This is a genomic window from Rhodococcoides sp. S146-33, from assembly GCF_059489205.1.
In genome coordinates, this window is the sequence record NZ_JCAJWY010000001.1 from 1,064,522 (window position 1) to 1,084,353 (window position 19,832).

At 64.3% G+C, this 19,832-nt stretch carries 19 protein-coding genes; 4 read left to right on the forward strand and 15 right to left on the reverse strand.

Going from position 1 to position 19,832, the window contains the following annotated elements; all coding sequences use genetic code 11:
- The first annotated feature begins 53 nt into the window (after positions 1–53).
- Positions 54–299, forward strand: coding sequence for a WhiB family transcriptional regulator (locus AC5WEY_RS05135; protein ID WP_495645528.1), 246 nt, complete (start codon positions 54–56; stop codon positions 297–299).
- Here the strand turns inward: AC5WEY_RS05135 and AC5WEY_RS05140 are convergent.
- Entirely contained in the window at positions 268–1,020 is a 753-nt protein-coding gene (locus tag AC5WEY_RS05140; RefSeq protein WP_495645529.1) for a MerR family transcriptional regulator, read from the reverse strand. The two genes, AC5WEY_RS05135 and AC5WEY_RS05140, sit on opposite strands and share 32 nt — an antisense overlap.
- Before the next feature lie 122 nt (positions 1,021–1,142).
- Positions 1,143–2,345 (reverse strand): lipase family protein, encoded by a 1,203-nt coding sequence (locus AC5WEY_RS05145; protein WP_495644953.1) that lies wholly within the window; start codon positions 2,343–2,345, stop codon positions 1,143–1,145.
- Positions 2,346–2,501: 156 nt separating this feature from the next.
- Here AC5WEY_RS05145 and AC5WEY_RS05150 point away from each other — a divergent pair, with 156 nt between their 5' ends.
- Positions 2,502–4,055: a succinic semialdehyde dehydrogenase gene (locus AC5WEY_RS05150; protein ID WP_495644954.1), complete on the forward strand. Its 1,554-nt coding sequence runs from the start codon at positions 2,502–2,504 to the stop codon at positions 4,053–4,055.
- 32 nt (positions 4,056–4,087) lie between these two features.
- Here AC5WEY_RS05150 and AC5WEY_RS05155 read toward each other — a convergent pair whose 3' ends face one another.
- The 8 genes from AC5WEY_RS05155 to AC5WEY_RS05190 form a co-directional block, all read right to left on the reverse strand.
- Entirely contained in the window at positions 4,088–5,479 is a 1,392-nt protein-coding gene (locus AC5WEY_RS05155) for an outer membrane protein assembly factor BamB family protein (RefSeq protein ID WP_495644955.1), read from the reverse strand.
- A gap of 107 nt (positions 5,480–5,586) precedes the next feature.
- Positions 5,587–7,575 carry an MDR family MFS transporter gene (locus AC5WEY_RS05160; RefSeq protein ID WP_495645530.1) on the reverse strand — a complete coding sequence of 663 codons (1,989 nt, stop codon included), beginning with the start codon at positions 7,573–7,575 and terminating at the stop codon, positions 5,587–5,589.
- 48 nt (positions 7,576–7,623) lie between these two features.
- Complete coding sequence (locus AC5WEY_RS05165) at positions 7,624–8,109, reverse strand: MarR family winged helix-turn-helix transcriptional regulator (RefSeq protein ID WP_057477365.1); 486 nt, start codon at positions 8,107–8,109, stop codon at positions 7,624–7,626.
- A 174-nt stretch (positions 8,110–8,283) separates the two neighbouring features.
- The gene (locus AC5WEY_RS05170; protein WP_495644956.1) at positions 8,284–9,315 is read right to left on the reverse strand and encodes an ABC transporter ATP-binding protein; all 1,032 of its coding nucleotides are present in this window, start codon (positions 9,313–9,315) and stop codon (positions 8,284–8,286) included.
- Positions 9,316–9,329: 14 nt separating this feature from the next.
- On the reverse strand, positions 9,330–10,970 hold the full coding sequence (locus tag AC5WEY_RS05175; protein ID WP_495644957.1) for an ABC transporter permease: 1,641 nt from the start codon (positions 10,968–10,970) through the stop codon (positions 9,330–9,332).
- Positions 10,936–11,958, reverse strand: coding sequence for an ABC transporter substrate-binding protein (locus AC5WEY_RS05180; RefSeq protein ID WP_495645531.1), 1,023 nt, complete (start codon positions 11,956–11,958; stop codon positions 10,936–10,938). The genes AC5WEY_RS05175 and AC5WEY_RS05180 overlap by 35 nt, the downstream gene beginning before the upstream one ends.
- Positions 11,959–12,083: 125 nt before the next feature.
- Entirely contained in the window at positions 12,084–12,506 is a 423-nt protein-coding gene (locus AC5WEY_RS05185) for a type II toxin-antitoxin system VapC family toxin (RefSeq protein WP_495644958.1), read from the reverse strand.
- Complete coding sequence (locus AC5WEY_RS05190) at positions 12,494–12,739, reverse strand: type II toxin-antitoxin system Phd/YefM family antitoxin (protein WP_495644959.1); 246 nt, start codon at positions 12,737–12,739, stop codon at positions 12,494–12,496. Before AC5WEY_RS05190 ends, AC5WEY_RS05185 begins: the two co-directional genes overlap by 13 nt.
- Positions 12,740–13,027: 288 nt before the next feature.
- Between AC5WEY_RS05190 and AC5WEY_RS05195 the strand changes: the two genes are divergently transcribed.
- Positions 13,028–13,924, forward strand: coding sequence for a hypothetical protein (locus AC5WEY_RS05195; RefSeq protein WP_495644960.1), 897 nt, complete (start codon positions 13,028–13,030; stop codon positions 13,922–13,924).
- A 30-nt stretch (positions 13,925–13,954) separates the two neighbouring features.
- Here AC5WEY_RS05195 and AC5WEY_RS05200 read toward each other — a convergent pair whose 3' ends face one another.
- Positions 13,955–15,253 (reverse strand): plasmid pRiA4b ORF-3 family protein, encoded by a 1,299-nt coding sequence (locus tag AC5WEY_RS05200; protein ID WP_495644961.1) that lies wholly within the window; start codon positions 15,251–15,253, stop codon positions 13,955–13,957.
- A 61-nt stretch (positions 15,254–15,314) separates the two neighbouring features.
- Here AC5WEY_RS05200 and AC5WEY_RS05205 point away from each other — a divergent pair, with 61 nt between their 5' ends.
- Positions 15,315–15,665, forward strand: coding sequence for a VOC family protein (locus AC5WEY_RS05205; protein WP_057477360.1), 351 nt, complete (start codon positions 15,315–15,317; stop codon positions 15,663–15,665).
- Positions 15,666–15,667: 2 nt separating this feature from the next.
- Here AC5WEY_RS05205 and AC5WEY_RS05210 read toward each other — a convergent pair whose 3' ends face one another.
- The 4 genes from AC5WEY_RS05210 to AC5WEY_RS05225 form a co-directional block, all read right to left on the reverse strand.
- A complete protein-coding gene (locus tag AC5WEY_RS05210) occupies positions 15,668–16,786 on the reverse strand; it encodes a TDT family transporter (RefSeq protein ID WP_495644962.1) in 1,119 nt (372 codons plus the stop codon).
- Between the two features lie 68 nt (positions 16,787–16,854).
- On the reverse strand, positions 16,855–17,763 hold the full coding sequence (locus tag AC5WEY_RS05215) for a LysR family transcriptional regulator (RefSeq protein WP_495644963.1): 909 nt from the start codon (positions 17,761–17,763) through the stop codon (positions 16,855–16,857).
- Between the two features lie 24 nt (positions 17,764–17,787).
- Entirely contained in the window at positions 17,788–18,648 is an 861-nt protein-coding gene (locus AC5WEY_RS05220; RefSeq protein ID WP_495644964.1) for a GIY-YIG nuclease family protein, read from the reverse strand.
- Entirely contained in the window at positions 18,632–19,816 is a 1,185-nt protein-coding gene (locus AC5WEY_RS05225; protein ID WP_495644965.1) for a DNA cytosine methyltransferase, read from the reverse strand. The genes AC5WEY_RS05220 and AC5WEY_RS05225 overlap by 17 nt, the downstream gene beginning before the upstream one ends.
- Positions 19,817–19,832 lie beyond the last annotated feature (16 nt).

Genomic DNA, 19,832 nt, shown 5'->3' on the forward strand with positions numbered 1-19,832 from the left:
TGACGATGAAAGTACAAGCACTGCAACCATTTTCAGAACAGTGGGATTGGCAGATGAACGCCGCGTGCCGCTCCATGCCGGTCTCGATGTTCTACCCGCCCCTGGGGCTTCGGGGATATTCGCTGAGAAGCCTGGAGCGACAGGCCAAGCTCGTGTGCAACCGATGCCCTGTGGTCGTGCGCTGCCTGCAACACGCACTCGACACGGACGAAAAGCATGGCGTCTGGGGTGGATCGACCGCACACGAGCGGTCCGCGATGGCTCGCGTCAACCCTGCCGAACAGCGTTCGCAACGATGACGTCGCGAAGGTACTGCGCCAATCCGGCGGCGATGTCGTTGTAGTGCTTGGCAAATCGCTCGTCGGCGATATACATCTCCGCCAGGTTCACCTGCATCTCGTAACCGCAGTCGTAGTACCGCTCGATCGATGCCCGATGACGCTCGGCCAGTTCCCCGGCCTCGGCGGAATCCGGCGACACACCGCGCTGCATCGCGGCCGCGAGATCCGCTTCCAGTAGGTCCGTCTCTTCCTTGACGGCCTTCCAATCGTCCTTGGTGAACGACGCCGTCCGCTGCTGCGACTGCTTCCACTCCTCGGTCTCGCCCCAGCGTTGCTCGGCTTCCTCGGCGTACTCCTCACCGGGCCAGTTGTCGCCGAATATCTCGCGCTGCTCCTCGGGAGTCAGTTGCATACCCATGTTCTTCGCCTCCATCATCTTGTCCACGGCCGCAGCCATTGCGTGCAAGTGATCGATTCGCTCGTTCAGCAAGTCGCGCTGCCGACGTAGATGCGCCATCGCGTCGACCGCTGGATCGTCGAGCAACGCTGCAATGACCTCGAGCGGAAACCCGAGTTCGCGGTAGGTCAGTACCTGATGCAGCCGCTCGACATCGGCCGACGAATACGTCCGATAGCCCTTGGGGGTTCTCCCCGACGGCACCACCAACGCGATCTCGTCGTAGTGGTGCAGCGTTCTGACGCTGACACCCACCAACTTCGAGACCGCGCCGACCTGCATGCCGGCTCGGACGTCGACAGAACTGTGTGCGGAAGAATCACTCACGAAGGACACTGTGCTGCCTCCCGTGGCGTGAGGGTCAAGCCTCTGGTCCTCCCCGGGTCGTTCCGCAGGCTCCACTCCTAGCGAACCACGCGTTCGCAGCCGGAGGTCGGCACGCCGGCGAGGCGCTGCGCGAGCCAATCGTATGCGCCGGGACGACCGTTGGACTGGGCAAGGGTGTGGTCACCGGGGACCAACTCGAGATGCACCGACGCGCCGGCCGCGCACCACTGGTCCTGCACGGCCTCGGCACCTTCCTTGGGAATGAGGAAGTCCTGCAGGCCCTGGTAGATGTACACCGGTGCCTCCGGCTTCGTCTGGCCCATGCGGTTCTCCTCGACGATCGCCCTGGTGATCGGATGCTCGAAGACGCCAGGGACGCTGAGGTTTCGCTGGTCCAACAGCAGCAGTCCGGTGTACGACAACACATCTACGCACTGATCCTTCTGCGCCAGAGCCAGTCGCTTGCCGTTGTCGTTGGCGAGCTGCCGCATCTCGGGGTACTCCCGGGACAGTCCGATCGTCGCCGCGGTGAACAAGCCCGATCCGATCTGGCCGTTCAACGAGGTCTGCAGAATCTTGTAGTCGGTCGGCGGGCCGCCGAACGCAACGCCTGCGATGTTCAGCTCGGGTGCGTACTCGGGTGCCAACTGCGCTGCCCAGCCCGAGGCGATAGCACCGCCGGAATAGCCGGTGATGCCGATCGGCGCATCCGAGCTCACACCGGCACTTCGGGAGGCACGGAGGCCGTCGAGCACGGTGTGTCCGGAAACGAGACCGGCCGAGTAGGCCTGCCGGGGGCCTTGATAGTCGGTGACGACCACGGTGTAGCCGCGATCGAGCAGGATGCGTACCTGGTCGATCTCCTTGTTGTTGCCCCGCGGGAGGGTGTACGACGGCGCGCACGTGTTTCCGAGCGAATCCGTTGCCTCGTTGTAGGCGATGACGGGCCGGTCACCGCCTCCGGTCCACGGCGCGTTGGGAGTCAGTACCGTCGTCGTCGCCGCGATGGGCAGGTTCTTGGAGTCGGTCGAGCGAAACAGCAACTGCACCGAGGACGCCCCGGGCGTCACCGCCACATCTCGTCGGTTGAGGACAGTGCCTGGCTGGAGACTCTCGTATCCGGCCGGCGGATCGAACCATGGATCACCGAGTGAGGTGGGGAGATACGCAGCCGGATCGCTCGGCGGCGAGAGGATGTCCTGTAGTGGATCGGCCTGGGCCGACCCTGTGAACGACAGCATCAATGCTGCTGCTCCGGCCAGAACTAGTGCCTTGCGCATGGATTCCCCACCCTGTTGCTTCCGAACGCCCCGACGTCGGAGTAGACCACCGCCCATCGTGCCACAGGGTTCGGGGAATTCGGCCCTGTGAACTGAGCCGAAGACCAGGTAGGTTGTCTGTTACTCGAAACACTACTCATCAGTAGGGATGCAAAAATGCCTGCTCCGTCCACTGCGACCTTCTCTCGGCTCGCTGATCTCATCGCCATTCCCGACGCCGAATCGCGGCCGACCAAGACGATCACCGAGGTGTTCACCGGTAAGGAGCTGGCGACCATCCCGGTCGGTACCGCGGCCGATGCGACGGCAGCGATTGCACGCGCTCGTGCAGCTCAGGCCGCATGGGCCAAGCGACCCGTGTCCGAACGTGCCGAGATCTTCCACCGCTACCGCGACCTGGTACTTGCCCACCGCGACGAGCTGATGGACATGGCGCAGGCCGAGACCGGCAAGTCTCGAGCCGCGGCCCTCGAGGAAGTTCTCGACATCGCGATGACCGCGCGGCACTACGCGCGCACCGCCGCGAAGCTGCTGTCACCGAAGAAGGTCACCGGCATGCTGCCGGTGCTGACCAAGACGCGCATTCGGTACCAGCCGAAGGGCATCGTCGGGATCATCTCCCCGTGGAACTACCCGATGACCCTCGCGGTATCCGACGCCATCCCGGCGCTGCTGGCGGGCAACGGAGTGGTCCTCAAGCCCGACAGCCAGACGCCGTACTGCGCTCTCGCGTGCGTCGAACTGCTCTACAAGGCCGGTCTGCCGCGCGATCTGTTCGCCGTGGTGCCCGGTCCGGGTTCGGTCGTGGGAACCGCCTTGGTCGAGAACACCGAGTACGTCATGTTCACCGGCTCCACGGCCACCGGCCAGCTGCTGGCCGAGCAGGCGGGGCGTCGCCTCATCGGGTTCTCCGCCGAGCTCGGCGGCAAGAACGCCATGATCGTCGCCAAGGGAGCCAACCTGCGGGAGGTGTCCGACGCGGCCGTGCGCGCCTGCTTCTCCAACTCCGGTCAGCTCTGCATCTCGATCGAACGCATCTACGTCGAGAAGTCGATCGCCGCGGAGTTCACCGAGAAATTCGGCGAGCGAGTGCGCAAGATGACTCTGGGAGCCGACTACGAGTTCGGCATCGAAATGGGCAGCCTCATCTCCGAGGACCAGATCAAGACCGTCTCGGCACACGTCGACGACGCTAAGGTCAAGGGTGCGACCGTGGTCGCGGGCGGCAACGCCCGTCCGGACATCGGCCCGCTGTTCTACGAGCCGACGCTGCTGGCGAATGTCACCGAGGACATGGAGTGCGCGGCGACGGAGACCTTCGGGCCACTGGTGTCGATCTACCCCGTCGCCGACGTCGACGAGGCGATCGAGAAGGCCAACGACACCGAGTACGGACTCAACGCCAGTGTGTGGGCCAAGACCAAGGCGCAGGGCGAAGCCATTGCGGCGCGGCTGCATTCGGGCACCGTGAACGTCGACGAGGGCTACGCGCCGACGTGGGGAACCACCGGCGCGCCGATGGGCGGGATGGGCGTGTCCGGAATGGGCCGCAGGCACGGCACCGAGGGCTTGCTCAAGTACACGGAATCGCAGACCATCGCGACCACGCGTCTGCTCAATCTCGGTGGACCACGCGGACTTCCGCCGAAGCTGTGGGCGAAGATCATGCCTCCGTTCGTCAAGGCCCTGAAGTACATCCCGGGCCGGTAGACAGGCCCACAGTGTCGATGACGGGGGAGTTTCTACGTCTTTCGTAGGACCGAGATGCTCATGGCCCTGCAGTAGATCGAGTCGGTGTCGATCGAGTCGGCACCGACTCGATCGAACATCGGCCACGACTGCAGATCGATTCCCTCGTCGTCGAGTGCAGTCGTGGGTATGTCCCACACCGTGTTTCCGGTTCTGACGTCGATGCCTCGAAGTACCTCGGGACCGAAGAGAGTGGCGACGTCGCCGTCCAGTGCGCCGACCTCCGCGAATCTCCCGGCCTCGCGACTCCACAGAACGCTGCCGGTGTCGAGATCGATTCCGGATTCGGTGGCCGTGTCGTTGTTGCGGAGCAGTGCCACCGAACCGGCGACGGCGTAGGCGAGTCCGTTCGTTTCCAGGAACCTTGCGGCGGGTCCCGAGATGTCTGCCGGAACAGCCCAGACCAGATCGTCGTTGGTCCACACCGGATCGGGATTCGGCGGCAGGTAGCCGCCGGTACCGAGAAGCACGGGGCCGGCTTCCGACGGCGCATCGAACGTGGGCTGCTGCACGGTGACGGAATCTGTTGCCGCAAGTACGGACCCATCGGTGTTCACCACTTCCGAACCCGTGACTGCGCTGGGGTCGGAGCAGTCGGTCCGTGTCACCCGCACGCTGCCGTCGAGCGAGGCGGTTCCGGACCGAGCGCAGTCGGGAGCTGTTCTGGACCAGAGGTTGTCGCCGGTGTCGAGGTCGAAGGCGAACAGACCCTGATCGTCGTCGAACAGTCCGATTCCGTTCTCCGTGTGCAGTGTGGAGACCGACTGCGGGTTCGCCGAATCGAACTGCACCGACCAGTCCGCGTCGAGATCGTCCGCAGTGCCGCGCGATACCGTCGGCTTGTCATCCCCATCGGCCGCCGCATGCGAGGTGTAGACGTGGCCGCTGGACGTCGTCAGATTCGTGATCGGGAATGCTGCGTCCCGCGTCGTCGATTCTCCGGATTCACCGTCGACAGTGAGGATTTCGGAACCCGAGCCGCGATAGCAGACGATCTGTCCGTCGACGAATTCCTCGCCGCAACCGATGACATCGTCCGCGGGAACACGCCAGCGCTCCGCCCCGTCGGCTATGTCGAGGCCAACCAGGCTGGCGTCCACGTACTCTCGTCCGTTCGGACGGCCGAGGAGGGTGACGACGGTGGACCCGTCGGTGATGGAACCGGATTGCATCGAATCGGTCCGGCTGCCTCGCACGGGATCGCGGAACTGTCCGTCCGGCACGTCGAGGTTCGAGGGCGAGAGTGTCCATCCCAGACCGGGTGCTGCTCCGATGGCACCGTCGACCGGGGTGCCCGGAGGCGGCGGTTGCTTCTCTGTTGCACACGATGCACAGGCAAGTGACGCTGCCAGGACCGCCGCGGTGAACTGGAGACGACGTGTCATGGAAGGTGCTCCCGGGAAAAAGGTGGGCGGTCTGCTCTGTCAGCATAGAGAACGAAAATTCCCCGCACTCCTGATGGGGTGCGGGGAATCTCTCGTGGGTGTCGGACCTAGTTGACGCTGTGGCCGTTCAGTCCGGCATTCGCGTAGTGATTGCGACTGTCGGGAATGTGGTTGTCTCCCAACACTCGAGCCACCTGCTGTTCGCTGAGTCCGAGTCGGCGGAGTCGCTCGCACACTGCATCGAAGTCGAGCATCTTGGCGTCGAGCTCCTGCTGTAGCTCGATTACCTCGGCGCGAATGGCCTCGGCCTCGTCGAGTGCGGTCAGCGTGTCCTCGGGCTGCGGCAACAGCAGCGCGAGCAGTCGATCACGGGCATCGGTGCTCAGACCGTCGAAGGGACGCTGGCCGGGCTGGGCTTCGTGCCGGCCCTCGTTGCGACGCTCGAAGCGACGCTCGTTTCCGTACTCCGCTCCGACGTAATCCTGAGTCGCCCCGAAGGACGGGATCTCGGCGAGCTGCTCCCCACGCTCGGGCTGCTGGGCGCGGCTCTCGAGTTCGGGCTTGTCGAGATCGGTGACGGGACCCTGTGCGGGGGTGGAGGCAATGTCGATCGTCTGTCGCAGTGGGCGATTCGGGATGAAGATCACTGCGATCAGGGTGACGATGGCTACGAAGCCGGCGATCATGAAGATTCGTCCGGTCGCATCACCGTAGGCGGTGCGGATGACATTGACGATCGGTTCGGGCAGAGCGGTGAGGTCGAGCGACCCACCGCCGCTGGCCGAGCTGTCCACGCCGAGCTGAGCCAGGCCGGATGCCGACTTCTCGGCGACCCGGGTTGCGAGCAGCGAACCGAGAACCGAGACGCCGATCGCGCCGCCGAAGGTACGGAAGAAGGCAACCGTCGACGATGCTGCACCGACGTTCTGCACGCTGACCGTGTTCTGCACTGCGAGAACAAGATTCTGCATCAGCATGCCGGTACCGAGGCCGACGATGGTGATGAAGATGCCGACCGTGACCAGGCTGGTGGCGTGATCGATGGTGCCCAGGAGCAGGAATCCGACGACCAGCAGAACGGAACCGGTCACGATGAACGGCTTCCACTTACCGAACTTGGTGATGAGCTGACCGGAACCCACGGAGGCGACGAGCATGCCGAACACCAGTGGGATGGAGAGCAATCCGGCCTCGGTGGGGGTGTAGCCGCGAGCGGTCTGGAAGTACTGGCCGAGGAAGGTGGTGGCTCCGAAGAGGCCGACGCCGACGGCGATGGATGCGACGATGGCGAGGCCGGTGGTGCGCTCGGTGACGATCTTGAGCGGGATGATCGGCGACTTGTGCCGAGCCTCGACGATGACCGTCAGGATGAGCAGCGCAACTCCGCCGCCGACCAGGTATGCGGTCTCACGGGAGATCCAGTCGTAGTAGTCCGCCTTGCCGGCGAACGAAACCCACACGAGGAGAACGGAAACGCCTGCAGTCAGCAGAAGAGCGCCGAGCCAGTCGATGGAGACGTTGTCTTTGCGGACGGTCTTGATGTGCAGCGTCTTCTGCAGCAGGCCGAGTGCGATGACAGCGAGCGGCACGCAGACGAAGAAGCACCAGCGCCAGCCGAGAGGGCTGTCCACGATGACGCCGCCCAGGATGGGGCCACCCGACATCGACACGGCCATGACAGCGCCGGTGTAACCCGAGTAGCGACCACGATCACGGGGGGAGACGATGGTGCCGATGATGGCGATGACGAGTGCCGTCAAACCACCCATGCCGATGCCCTGCACCACACGTGCGGCGAGCAGCAGCGGAACGTTGTGCGCAAAGCCGGCGATCAGCGAGCCTGCGACGAAGATGAGAATCGAGCTCTGAACCAGGACCTTCTTGTTGAACAGGTCGGCGAGCTTGCCCCAGATGGGCGTCGACGCGGCGTTGGCCAGCAGTGCGGTGGTGATGACCCAGGCGTACGCGGTCTGCGATCCCTGGAGGTCACCGATGATGGTCGGGAGTGCGGTCGAGACGATGGTGGTGCTCAGCAGCGCGGTGAACAGCGCGGCCAGCAGACCGGTGAGGGCTTCGAGAATCTGGCGATGCGACATCGCATCGGGATCGACGACTGCCTGATTCGGCGGAGTTTCGGTCATGTCTTATCTCGCAATCAATTCAATGCGGGCCACGTCCTGGTGCTGGGCGTGGGCGTCTTCGGTGAACGTGTCGTTGAGCTTGCGGATGGAATCGAGAGCATCGAGTGCCTCGGTCTCACTCCACTCGCTCAACATCTCTGCCAGGCGACGAGCTCGCCTGTCCCAAATCTGTTTCAGTCGAGCCTGGCCGTCGTCCGACACGCAGACCCGAGACGCTCTTCTGTCGTCCGGATCGGGATGCCGATCGATGTAGCCGAGGTCGACGAGGTCCGCGATCTGCCGGCTGAGGGCGGACTGGCTGACGCAGAGCCTGCTGGCGAGGTCGGTCTGTCTGCATTCACCCTCGGTCGCGAGGATGGCCAGAACTCCGGTCAGCGCCTGCGGCAACGGTGAATCCTCGACTCCGGTGGTCACGGCCCGCTTCAGCGTGCGCCCGAAGAGGAAGACCTCTTCGACGAGCGATTCCGCTGTCGTGGATTGAACTGCCATGAGTACTCCAACGCTGAGTTCGATTTACTTGCTGTCTGCAACCATATATATACATACATGCGCTAAGCAAATAATATTCCTGTCTGGTGAGTCACAGTGCTGGAGCCGGATCGATTCGCGGTCGAGGGTGCCGCCCAGTGCGCGTCGAGGGTGCCGAGTGCGCGTAGAAGGAGGCTAGTGCGCGTAGAAGAACGAGCGGCGCACGGACAAGCCGACCGTCTCGCCCACCTCGGGCCGCGGGCCACGCGTCGAGCAGCGGAAGTCGACGTCGCCGCAGTGGATCAGTACGTCGCTCGCGTCGCGCCCGAACAGCGAGGAGGTCACGGTGCCGCTGATGTCGCCGGTGCCGTCCATGGACCCGGCCACGATGTCTATGTCGGTCGGCAGGATTGCGAGCGTCCCGGGACCTGTGCCGTCGGCGGTCAGCGTGAGGGAGCCCGAAGTGAAGGTGCCGTCCGCGACAGCGCCGTCGACGAGGGTGGCGTCGGACAGGAAACGGGCGACGAACGCCGATTCGGGGGCACGCACGACCTCCTCCGGGGTCCCGATCTGCGCGATGGTGCCCTGATCGAGGACCACCACTCGGTCTGCGAGGGCGAGTGCCTCGGTGCGATCGTGGGTGACGTGTACGACGGTCAATCCGGCTGCCCGTGTCAGCGCCCGAAGCTCGAGGCGAAGGCGATCGCGAAGAGGCTCATCCAACGCCGACAGGGCTTCGTCGAGCAGCAGTGCGCGCGGTGACGAGACCAGTGCACGCGCGAGTGCGACGCGTTGCCGCTGGCCGCCGGACAGTGTCGCCGGGTCCCGCTTCTCGAGCCCCGGCAACCCGACGAGCTCGAGAACGTCGGATACCTTCTTCGCACGTTCGGATTTCGCGACGCCCGCCAGTTCGAGAGGGTACGACACGTTGCGGCCGACGGATCGATGCGGCCACAACGCGTGCTGCTGGAACACCATGCCCAGCTTGCGTGACTCGGGTGGCGTCGAGAGATGTTTGCTCGCAACGATATCGGAGCCGATCGCGATCGAGCCCGCGGTAGGCGTCAGGAAGCCGGCGACGGTGCGCAACAGTGTGGTCTTGCCCGATCCCGACGGTCCGACGAGAGCAACGAACTCACCGTCGGCGACGGCGAGGTCTATACCGTCCAAACCGACTGTGCCGTCGGGGTATCGGAGGCCGAGATTCTCGATCGTGATGGCAGACATCGGATACCTTTTTCTCAGCGTCCGACTCGGGTGGAGGCCACCAGGCCCAGACCTGCGAATCCGACGAGCGCGACGAGTAGGGACAGGGCGGAGGCGGCGTTGTAGTCGCCGGCCTGCTGCAGGTTGAAGATGGATACGCCGAGGGTCTGAGTGCCGGGGGCGACGAGCAGGACCGACATGGTCAGCTCGCGTACTGCCGTGAGGGCAACGAGTACGGCTCCGGTGACTGCGGCGGGAATCGCCATCTTCCACGGCACGTCCCACAGCGAACGAAGATGTGACGCACCGGACGACCTGGCGACTTCTTCGAGGGCTGTCGGAGTGGAACTCAGTGGCGCTCGTACTGCTTGCACGACGATTGCGAGGAACGCCATGACGTAGGCGCACAGGATGACCCACTTGGTGTCGAACAGCCCGGTGTAGCGGCCGATGATCAACCATCCCACTGCTATCACCAGGCCAGGAATGGCCTGCGGCAACATTGCTGCCAGATCGAGGCCGACGTTGTCGCGGGATCGGGTGCGCGTGGTCAGTACACCGATGGCCAGGCCGAGGAAGCCGCACACGAGTGCCGCCCCGAGTGCCAGGGTCACCGAATTCTGAATGCCCACCAGGGTTCCCGGTGCGGTGACGGCGCTGTCGATGCTGGCAAGGGTGAGGTTGTCCCAGGTGAGCGGAACGCCGGGGGCCGGAAGCAGTGCTTGGGTGGCCAATGCCAGGATCGGCAGAACCGTGAGGACGAGGCCGAGGACCCGTGCAGCAATACCCGCTGGAATTCGACTGCGCCCCAGCGGAAGTAGTTGGCGCTCCGTAACCGCGCCGTCGAGCTGAACGGAGCGACGGCCCAGTATCCGATCCAGTGCTACCGCAACGACGGCCAAGCCGAGGAGTCCGATACCGATGGTGGAGACGACCTCGAGCGGTCGATCCACGGTGCCCGACTGGATGTATCGATAGACCATGGTGGAGAGAGTCACGTACCGCTCGGGCAATCCGATGAGCGCCGGGATGCCGAAGTCGGCGAGGTTGGACACCGCAGTCAACGTGAGCGATGCCAGCAGAGCCGGCCGGAGCAACGGCAGGGTCACGTCGCGCATGGCGCGCCACGGCGATGCGCCGGTGATTCGTGCTGCCTGTTCCAAATCACCCGGTATTCGGCGCAGGGCTGCCGAAATAATGAGGTACGCAAGCGGATACGAGTGGACGGTCAGTAGGAAGATCACGCCGTCGCCGCCGTAGATGTTCCACAGGGGTCCGCCGCCGAACGTCTCGTCCCAGTACGAGTTGATCATTCCGCTCGGTCCGAGCAGGCCCGTCCAGGCGATCGCGCCCACGAACGGCGGAATCAGCAATGGGCTGAGCAGAATCAGACGTAGTACCGAGCGTCCGGGCAGATCGGTGCGATCGAGAACTAGGGCCATGATGGTCGCGATCGCCACCGCCGCGGCCGCCGACAGGCCCGCAGATACGACGCTGTTGGCCGCAGCCGAGGCGATTCCGCCGTCGAGCAGCTCCTGGATATGGTTGCCGCCCAGACCGATCGATACAACGGCGGCCAACGGTGCGCCGATCAGAGCTATGACGGCCAGCCACAGGCAGGCGCGTACCCAGGTGACTCGGTCAGCCAAGAAGATCGTTGAACGTGGCGACGGCATCGGGTTGCGAGGCGGTGATCGTGTCGAGGTCCGGGTTCAGCAGTTCGATGTCGTCTAGCGCGGGTGCGCCCTCCGGCGTGCCCACGTCGGACCGGACCGGCAGGTACTGCTGCTCCACGGCAATTTCCTGACCGCGCTTGCTGACCAGGAAGTCCACGTACTTCTGTGCAGCCTCCTGGTTGGCCGAGTCCTTGAAGATTCCGGCGGGCTCGGAGATGTACGGGACGCCATCGGTCGGGTACGACGCGGCGATAGGCGAGCCCTTCTCGGCCAGCTCGCGCACCAGATAGTCGACGACGATTCCGACCGGTTGAGTGCCGGCCGCGACGGCCTGTGCGACGGGGCCGTTGCTCTCGGCGACGACGGGCTCGTTGGCAACGAGGTCGGTGAGCCACGGCAGGCCCAGATCCTGCTGGCCTAGCCAGACCGCGGTGTTGAACGCGGCCGCGCCCGACACGTCGGGATTGGGCAGCGTGATCTTGCCCTTGTACTGGGGATCGGCCAGTTCTTTCCACGACGTCGGAGGCTGCGAGACCGCACCGGTGTTGTACGCGATGACCGTCGGGATGATGCGGGTGCCGACGTAGTAGCCGTCGGGATCGACGACGTTGGAATCGAGGGCATCGACGTCGGCCGGGGTGTACTGCAGCAGCAGGTCGTCGGCCTTGTATTTCTCGAACGTCGGAGCGTCTGCTGCGAGCAGAACATCGGCACCGATGGAACCGGTCTGCCGTTCGGAGGCGATGCGCGCGTTGAGATCGCCCGTTCCGGCACGGAACACCTGCACGTCGATGCCGGGATTTTCGGCGGTGAACTCGGCGTTGAGCGCATCGATCTTGGCCTGCGGTTCCGACGTGTACACCGTCAGGGTGCCGCTGGCCCCGCCATCGTTTCCGGTGCTGTCGGGGGCGGCAGGCTCGGAGCACGAGGCCAGGGTCAGAGCAGCTGCGAGACCGAGGATTCCACCGGTCACGGCGCGACGAGCAATCTTCACTTCAGAGTTCTCCTGAGAAATATCCAACACGGAAGTTGCTCATGCTTCCGACCCGAATCGACAGGCCGACGTGTGTTGTGAGAATGGAACGTGTCGTAGGGGTGAACGACTCGATGGCTTCAGAGGCTGTGGATCTCGACCAGTTCTTCGATGCCCCGAAGATCCTCGGCATTGCGGGTCATCAGGCGAGCACCGTGGGCGTGTGCGGTTGCCGCGATCATCAGCAGGGGTGGAGCCTGCGGAACGACCCAGGCCGCGCGCAGAGCTCTCGCTTGTGGGCGGCGGCCGCGTTCTCGAACTGCTGAGGCCAGCCGACCATAGCTTCGGGCAACGTTGGCATCCACTGCAAGTGGTTCGAAACGGCGCTCGACCGCAACCAAGCGCTGAAGTCTCAGCGCACGCTGTTCGGACGTGTGAGCAACCAACACTCCGAAGTGAAGTTCGGCCAGGCTGATCGCACTGATCGCAACTTCTCCCTCGATGCGATCGAGTGAGTCTCCTATGAGGACGCTGGTGTCGAGCACCGTCCTCATCGCCGCCATGGGTCCTGCATCGAGTCGTCGATGTCGATCAGATCGCCCGCAAGGGTCGGGTCGTGTTCCGAGTCGAAGACATCGGCTACGTCGTCGAACGTGTTCCATTGCTTTCGCTCTGCCGGACCCAACAAGGCGCTCGGTCGTCCTGCGACCGTGATCAGCAGCGACTCGCCGGCCTCCGCGCGCTTGACGTAGTCGGACGCGTGCTGCCGAAGCTCTTTTAATCCGATGGACTCCATATCGAAAGGGTAGCACTTGTGCTACTCGGAGTTCGGGTTTGTCGTACCCCTCGCCTACTCTCTCGACCACACACATCCCGGGGGGACATCATGAGCAACCGCAGATCGCGTAGCAGAAAGACCAGTCGCGAGGCCCACAGTCAGGCTCAGCGTGAAAGGGAACCTCTTTTCTGGCCGAGCGCCCTTCTTCACTTCTCCGATTGGCTGGTCGAGAATGCCTGGGTCGCAGATCAGTTGACGGCTTTCGCGACAGCTATCACAGTCGATCGGTCGGTCCGCGAGCGGAACGTGAGCGTGTACGGGGCAGATTTTCCGATCGACATGTTCTGTCTCGATGATCACGAGTACTTCGAACTCGGTGAGTATGAACAGTCGCCGTGGGAGCGCGACGAGATTCGCCGCGCCATCGATCTGTTCGGCACGTTCGTCGTCGCCGAGCGGTTGTCGCCATCTCAGAACGAAGAGATCTCGAGAGAGATCGGGTCCTCGACTGTATTCGCGCCGGTGCCCAGTTCTCCGATATCGCCGGGGCGCTCGAGCCCACTGAGTGCACCGATTGTGGTCTCACTCCTGCAACGTTTGGCAACGTGGGCTGCGACTGAGCGCCGCGCGCCATCGGCCCGAATCGACTACTGGGACGACTCGGCCGAGATCGTTGCTGCGCTTGGGATTCCTGGTTTCGACGGTATCGCTACACAGCCTGACTTCGTGGCGATGGTGAACTATCGATCGGTGTTGGATACCGCCTGTGGGGTCGGTGTCCTCGAGAACGCGGGCCAGATTTACACCCGCGGACCCGAAGCCTGTGCTTGGGTGGTGTCTCCGAGTGCGGACCGAACTCGCGCCGCCGTGGTCGAGGCGTACGCATCCTGCTTGACGCCTGTGTACGACGCCGGCGATGATTCGGTGCAGTCCGAGCTCACGGCAGGCTCGGCGTTGGCGACCACCGTGCTCGTGCGCAGCCTCGTCGGTGATCCGGTAGGGGAATCCGACAGTGTCGTCCTGGGAACGATGTCCGACAGTAAGGTGATTCAGACCGTCGCGACACTTCGGTTCATGTCGATGTTCGACCTCGGATTGCTCGTCAAGGTGAACGACAAGTTCTGCGTACCTGATCCTCTGGCCCCCCTTCTGCTCGAGGCGCTCGATCGAGATCGTCTGCGGCGCACAGGGCGCGCAGCGTGACCTGATGAGCGGCCGGCTGCCCATTCTGGTTCACGAGCCGAGTGCGTGTACGGCAAAAGTGCGTCCCCAATCCGGTACGGTCCCTTCACGACCCAAGGTCGACGGCACAGCGCCGATCACAGTGAGGAAGTCCAAGGTCGGTCGAGCGAGGTACTGGGCGTAGCGTCTTTCGCTTTCTGGGATTCGCCATCCGATGGTCTCGAGGCTTCGAAGGATCAGCGAATTGCGTTCGGTCGCAGAGCAACTCCCTGCAACCGACACCAGGAGTAGCGCGCCCGCATCCTTCTCGTACTGCTCGCGGCCGAAGGGCATCCGAGCCGCGGCGTGCGACCACAGGCGGACTGGGTCGGTGGCCAGGGTGTTGCCCAAACGGGTGCGAAGTAGCCGTCCCTTCAGCACGCGAACCAGTCCGAGTTGCGTCACAGCAGCCCGAAGCCAGTGCACCTGCTGATGGTCCACTTCGCGGTTGGAGTTTCCGAACCGCTCGGCACCCCACTCGAGCTCTGCACGCATCGCAGCAACGTCTTTGGGCGGGAGATAGCCCGCAGCAGTCAGCGTGATTCCGTCTGTACCCACGCGCGCCAGCATCCACGTCAGCTTTTCCATTGCCGATGCCGCCGCTACGGGGTCCAGCTGTGCCACATCGAAATCGACGCGTGCGAGGACATCGGGCAGATCGGGGTGGTACTCGAGGGGCCCGCGTTCGAGAAGCGAGCCGAGTTTGGGTAGCCGCTCCCGTACGCGGCCGGCCAACTCCGTCACCGCGCGCCGCAACGCGATTCTGTTGTTCGCGTCGGCCACCGCGAAGCGCTCCTCGAAGCTGCCCGCCCACTGCTTCATATGGTTGTGCTCAGGATGATCGATATCAGCCAGAACCTTCAGTAGTTCGTCGTAGCCCGACGTGCCACCGCAGTCCTCGGGTGGGCAGGCGCGGCTGCCGTCGAGGCAGGCTGCAGTACCGGCAACGGGCGATATTTCATCGACGACCAGGTGGTGTGTCCATCCGTCACCGAAGTCGTACTCGTACCCGAGACGATCCCCGACGGCACCGAGGACTTCGTTCAATCGAACGCCGTCCTCGGGCGTCCCGGCGCCGTCGTCCCACTCCTCGAGCGCGGACTTCATCTCGTAGCGTCGACTGGTTCGGTAGGGATCGTCGCCGACGAAGAACATGTGCAGGTGTCGGTCTTCCCAGCCCATGACGTCTTGGATCACGTCGTGTAGCTCGGGCAGGGTGGCGTCGGAATTGATGGTGAACCGCCGCCACACCGTTGGCTCGATGTCGGCCAGAGTCACCTTGATCGTCAGCATCGGAACATCGTCTCCCATGTGCGAGATGTTCGTCGAGAACGTCCCCGCGGGGACGCTTTCGGAGCGATACAGTCCGAACATGGACGTTGTGCGCGCGATGCCTCTGCTCACGGTGACCGATCTCGATGCGACGCTGGACGCGTATGTCCAGGTCACTGGCATGGAGGTCGTCATGAACCACGGTTGGATCGCGACGCTCGCGCCGACCGGCGACAGTTCGGCGCAGCTGAGTCTGATCACCACCGACCCCACCGGGCCGGAGAACCCGTCGGCGTCGATCGAGGTGGACGACGTGGACTCGGCCTATCGGGCCGCCGTGGAAGCGGACCTCGAGATCGTCTACGAGATCACCAACGAGGAGTGGGGCGTACGCCGATTCTTCTTCCGCGATGCGGGCGGCAACGTGGTGAACGTGCTCGCTCACATGTGAGATCAGTTGCGGTACAGCAAATTTCCTCGCAGCACGCCTCGAACGGTGCGGGTGGCGACGGTGATCCAAGCCGTCAGAAGTAGGGCGTACAACGTTACAGCGAGGGCCTGGACGGCACCGAAATCGAGGGCATTGCCCAACGCAGTCGTACCGGTGACGCAGGTGCCGATGGGAAACGTGAACGACCACCATGTCAGCGAGAATCCCAAGTTCCTGCGTGACGCGTGCACGGTGAGAGCGGCGGCGAGCGCGAACATCAGCGCGCCGAAGCCGCCCATGATCAGCCCGTAGCCGATGCCGAACACATGTAGTCCGACGGCGATCGACGCCTGTGAACCGGTGAACACCATCGAGGCATCGGTGCCGAGTAGGTTTGCTGCAGTGATCGACTGACCGATCAGTCCCAGCGTGATCCACAGGGTGGGAGCTGCGTCGACGGGTGGCAGTCCGCCGTGTAGGAGACGTCCGTAGATCAGCGTCATAGTGAGCATCCCGACGATCAACGACAGACCGAACATCGCATAGCACGCGCACAACAGAGCCAGTCGCCACTGGCCGTCGGGCACATGGGTGAGCAGCAAGGCCCCCGTCGACGCCGACACCATCGGCGGGACGACGGGCATCAACCATGCCGGGAGGGCGGTGACGTCGCGGTGATCGGATGCGGTGATCATGCGATACGGAACGGCGACGCTGGTGAGCAGACCGGCCAGCGTTCCCGTTGCCCACAGGATGGCGAACAGCGCGGTCGACGCGGTGGCTCCGAGCAGATCCGCTCCGAGGAGGCCGGCACCTGCACCGACGGTCAGCAGTGCCATGGGCGGGGCACCGTAGAACTGCATCATCACCGGGTGCTGGGCATAGGCGACGGCCCGGTCGCGATGCGCGATCCAGTGCATGGCGAAGGCCCCGCTTATCACGACCAACGCTGCAGCTGCACAGATCCAGACAGCGACTGCGAAGACGTGCAGAGCCCGGAACTGCACGGGCAATGTGGCCGCTGAGGTGGCGACGATGCCGGTCCCCATCACTGCGGCGAACCAGTTGGGGGTGATGTGCTCGAAGGCTCTGCGGTGCGTGTCGGTCTCGGTCGAGAGCGGGGCGGCGACGGTCACGGTCATGCTTTCAGCGTGCGCGGTGCGGATCATCCCCGGTAGGTACCGATTTGTTCCTTACTCATAACTCAGGGTTATGGCTGTGTCTTCATTGCCACTGTCAGCAACTCTGCGGCCGGGCCGGTCGGGACGCGTCCGGACGGCCAGATCGCTCTCAATTCACGGCGCAGTGTCAGTCCTGGGATCGGCACCTGAATCAGGGTTCCGGCGGCCAACTCCGGGGCGACGGCCAAGGAGCTGAGTACGGCACCGCCGATTCCTGCGGCGACGGCCGACTTGATGGCCGTGGTCGACGAGACTTCGAGGAGGGCGGCCGACGGTTGCCCGAGTCCTGCTGCGGCCACTGCAGTTTCGTACGCCGAACGCGTGCCCGAGCCCGGCTCCCGGGTGACGAGCGCGGTGGCGACGATCTCTGTGGCCGACGGAGGGGATTCGACCCACGCGTGACCCGGCGGCACCACGAGTACCAACTCGTCGGAGGCCACGGTCGAATGGTCCAAAGACGAGGGGATGCTGGGGCTTTCGATGAAACCGATGTCAGCGTCGCCCGCCAGGACTTTCTGGGCGACCACCGTGGAGTTGCCCGAGCTCAGAGTCGGCACGATCTGGGGGAGACGCGCGTGCAGGGTGACCAGCCAACGCGGCAGAAGATATTCCGCAACAGTCTGACTCGCGGCGATCTGCACGTGGCCGATACGTTCGGCATGCAGCGCGGCGATTGCCGTCGCCAAATCCTCGGCAGACCGGACGACCGGGGCGGCCCAACTTGCGACGAGTTCGCCGAACTCGGTCAACGCCGTTCCGCGTGCGCCCCGTGTCAGCAACGGCGCGCCGACGCGGCGCTCCAGCGCACGGATGCGTGAACTTGCTGCCGGCTGCGACATGCCGTGAGCCCGCCCCGCTCGCCCGATGCTGCCGAGCTCGGCCACCGACAGCAACAGATCGATGCTGGTGAGGTCGGCAACATGAGGGGGAAGCGGCACACTGCGAGCCTACGGCGGGGCGAGTCAGTACTCGCTGAACAGGTCCAACTCGCCGTCGGGCTCGGGTAGGTCCTCGGTGCTCTCCGCGTCCTCTGTGTCCTCCGGATCGCTGCGCTCGTGCAGCACCGATCCCACCAGCGCGGTGACGTCGATGGCGGCGGGATCGGGGATCGGATGCCCCTCGACGAAGGCGAGTCGCTCGGCCGACAGGAACGCCAGCCGGACGGCCTGCACGACGAGGACGCGTCGCAGGCCCTCGGAGACCTCTCCGCGTTCACGAGTGACGGCGGCCAAGCGTGAAATCGTCTCGGCACGGCGCGCGATACGGATGTCGGGGTGCCCGCGCTCACGGCGCGTCTGTTCGGAGATCAGCGACCGGCGCAGCGATGCAGGGAGGGTGATGGGCTCCGAGACCGGCGGAATCTTCTCGTTGAGGATCGCCTTGTGTCGCGATTCGGCGATGGCCTCGAGGTACGCCGTGTACTCGTGGGCATTGAGATCTCGCTCGGCGGCGCGGAATTGCTCTGCGCCATCGGACTTCTTGAGATCCTCGTACTGCCACAGTGGCCAGATCTCGATCTCGGCGACCTCGAAGACATCGAGCACCCGCATCGCAACGGCGTCGGTTCGCTGGTTGGTCAGATGCCGCTGCACCCGGACGCTGAGCTTCTCCTTGGTCTGCCCCACGTAGATCGGCTCGCCGTCGTAATCGTAGAACGCATACACGCCCCATTTGGCAGCCGACCACACACGGCCCTGCTTGTCCTTCTCGCTCAGCACTTCTCGTAGAGCGGTGCGAAAGGACTGCACGTCGTCTGCCGGCAGGGTGCTCTTTCGCGGCGCGACGGCAGACGCACGCAGCGAGGACTTACCGTGACTGGACATGTACCGCAGCCGAATTCGATGCGCTCAGTGTCCCGGTGACCAGCGGCATCAGGTAGTGCTCGGCCAGCCATGCGACCACGGGAACACACACTGCGTCGCCGAAACCGAAGAGCGCCTGATTGTTTCGTAGACCATCGAGCGTGTAGTCGCCGGCACCCATCAGACGCGCGTACTCCACCGGTGTCATCCAGCGCACCTGCAAGCGGCCGTTCCCCATCTTGACGACGGCCTGCTTCGAGGAGCCGCCGCGGGCGGTACGCAAGCAGCCGGAGATGTCGTCGGGGCGAGCCTCCCAGACGGCGACGCCGTTACGAGTGCGACGGTAGGCGGTGCGGTAGCTGACCTTGCGGGCCTTCTTCAGGATATCGATGCGCTGCAACTGAATCGGCGACAACGAGTGCACGAACGCCGCGGTGCGGTCGGCATCCCACCACCGCGAGTCTCGGTAGTCCATGCGCTCGACCACGTCACCGAGACCACTGGTCAACGGAATCGGTGGACTCGGCAACGGAGCCCGGTGGGTCAGCAACGTCGAATCGCCGTACACGGCCTGCAGCCAATCGGGGCGCAGTTCACTGTTGGGATCGCGGGCATCCTCGGGCGGATTCTGCGCACCGATCAAGAACAGACGCGGACGCGACTGCGGGACGAAGCGTCGAGCATCGATGGTCAACACATCCACCGAGTAGCCGAGCTCGTTGAGTTCTCGGACCGCTGCGGCCAGATCGTCTCCACCGTGACTGGTGGCCAGGCCGACGACGTTCTCCAGTGCCACGACCTCGGGGCGAGCAGCACCGAGCTCGCCCAGCACCCGCGTGAAATGCCGGAACGTCGACGAGTTCTTGCCCGCGAGACCGGCCCGGCCGCCGGCCAGCGACAGGTCGGTGCACGGAAACGATGCCCATGCCAAGGACAAGCCCTCGGGCAGATCGCGACCGCGGGTGGAAGCGACATCACCGAGCTGAAAATGGCCGGAGTCGTCACCGAAGTGTTGGCGATACATCTGGTGCTTGTCGCGCTCGATGTCGTTGGCCCAGCGAACCTCGAAACCCGCCTGCTCCAAGCCCATTCGGACGAGACCGATGCCGGCGAAGAACTCTGCGACCGTGGGGATACCGTCGACCGAGGACGCCGAAGAACCACTCGGCACCACAGTCAACTTCGGCATGCACCCAGGCTAGTAC

Bases quoted from the DNA above. Each gene is read 5' to 3' on its own strand.
- AC5WEY_RS05175 (WP_495644957.1), bottom strand. From the start codon at position 10,970: ATGCCGTCGCCACGTTCAACGATCTTCTTGGCTGACCGAGTCACCTGG.
- AC5WEY_RS05140 (WP_495645529.1), bottom strand. From the start codon at position 1,020: ATGCAGGTCGGCGCGGTCTCGAAGTTGGTGGGTGTCAGCGTCAGAACG.
- AC5WEY_RS05165 (WP_057477365.1), bottom strand. From the start codon at position 8,109: ATGGCAGTTCAATCCACGACAGCGGAATCGCTCGTCGAAGAGGTCTTC.
- AC5WEY_RS05185 (WP_495644958.1), bottom strand. From the start codon at position 12,506: ATGGCGGCGATGAGGACGGTGCTCGACACCAGCGTCCTCATAGGAGAC.
- AC5WEY_RS05145 (WP_495644953.1), bottom strand. From the start codon at position 2,345: ATGCGCAAGGCACTAGTTCTGGCCGGAGCAGCAGCATTGATGCTGTCG.
- AC5WEY_RS05225 (WP_495644965.1), bottom strand. From the start codon at position 19,816: ATGCCGAAGTTGACTGTGGTGCCGAGTGGTTCTTCGGCGTCCTCGGTC.
- AC5WEY_RS05190 (WP_495644959.1), bottom strand. From the start codon at position 12,739: ATGGAGTCCATCGGATTAAAAGAGCTTCGGCAGCACGCGTCCGACTAC.
- AC5WEY_RS05155 (WP_495644955.1), bottom strand. From the start codon at position 5,479: ATGACACGTCGTCTCCAGTTCACCGCGGCGGTCCTGGCAGCGTCACTT.
- AC5WEY_RS05210 (WP_495644962.1), bottom strand. From the start codon at position 16,786: ATGACCGTGACCGTCGCCGCCCCGCTCTCGACCGAGACCGACACGCAC.
- AC5WEY_RS05135 (WP_495645528.1), top strand. From the start codon at position 54: ATGAACGCCGCGTGCCGCTCCATGCCGGTCTCGATGTTCTACCCGCCC.
- AC5WEY_RS05170 (WP_495644956.1), bottom strand. From the start codon at position 9,315: ATGTCTGCCATCACGATCGAGAATCTCGGCCTCCGATACCCCGACGGC.
- AC5WEY_RS05200 (WP_495644961.1), bottom strand. From the start codon at position 15,253: ATGGGAGACGATGTTCCGATGCTGACGATCAAGGTGACTCTGGCCGAC.
- AC5WEY_RS05205 (WP_057477360.1), top strand. From the start codon at position 15,315: ATGGACGTTGTGCGCGCGATGCCTCTGCTCACGGTGACCGATCTCGAT.
- AC5WEY_RS05150 (WP_495644954.1), top strand. From the start codon at position 2,502: ATGCCTGCTCCGTCCACTGCGACCTTCTCTCGGCTCGCTGATCTCATC.
- AC5WEY_RS05160 (WP_495645530.1), bottom strand. From the start codon at position 7,575: ATGTCGCATCGCCAGATTCTCGAAGCCCTCACCGGTCTGCTGGCCGCG.
- AC5WEY_RS05220 (WP_495644964.1), bottom strand. From the start codon at position 18,648: ATGTCCAGTCACGGTAAGTCCTCGCTGCGTGCGTCTGCCGTCGCGCCG.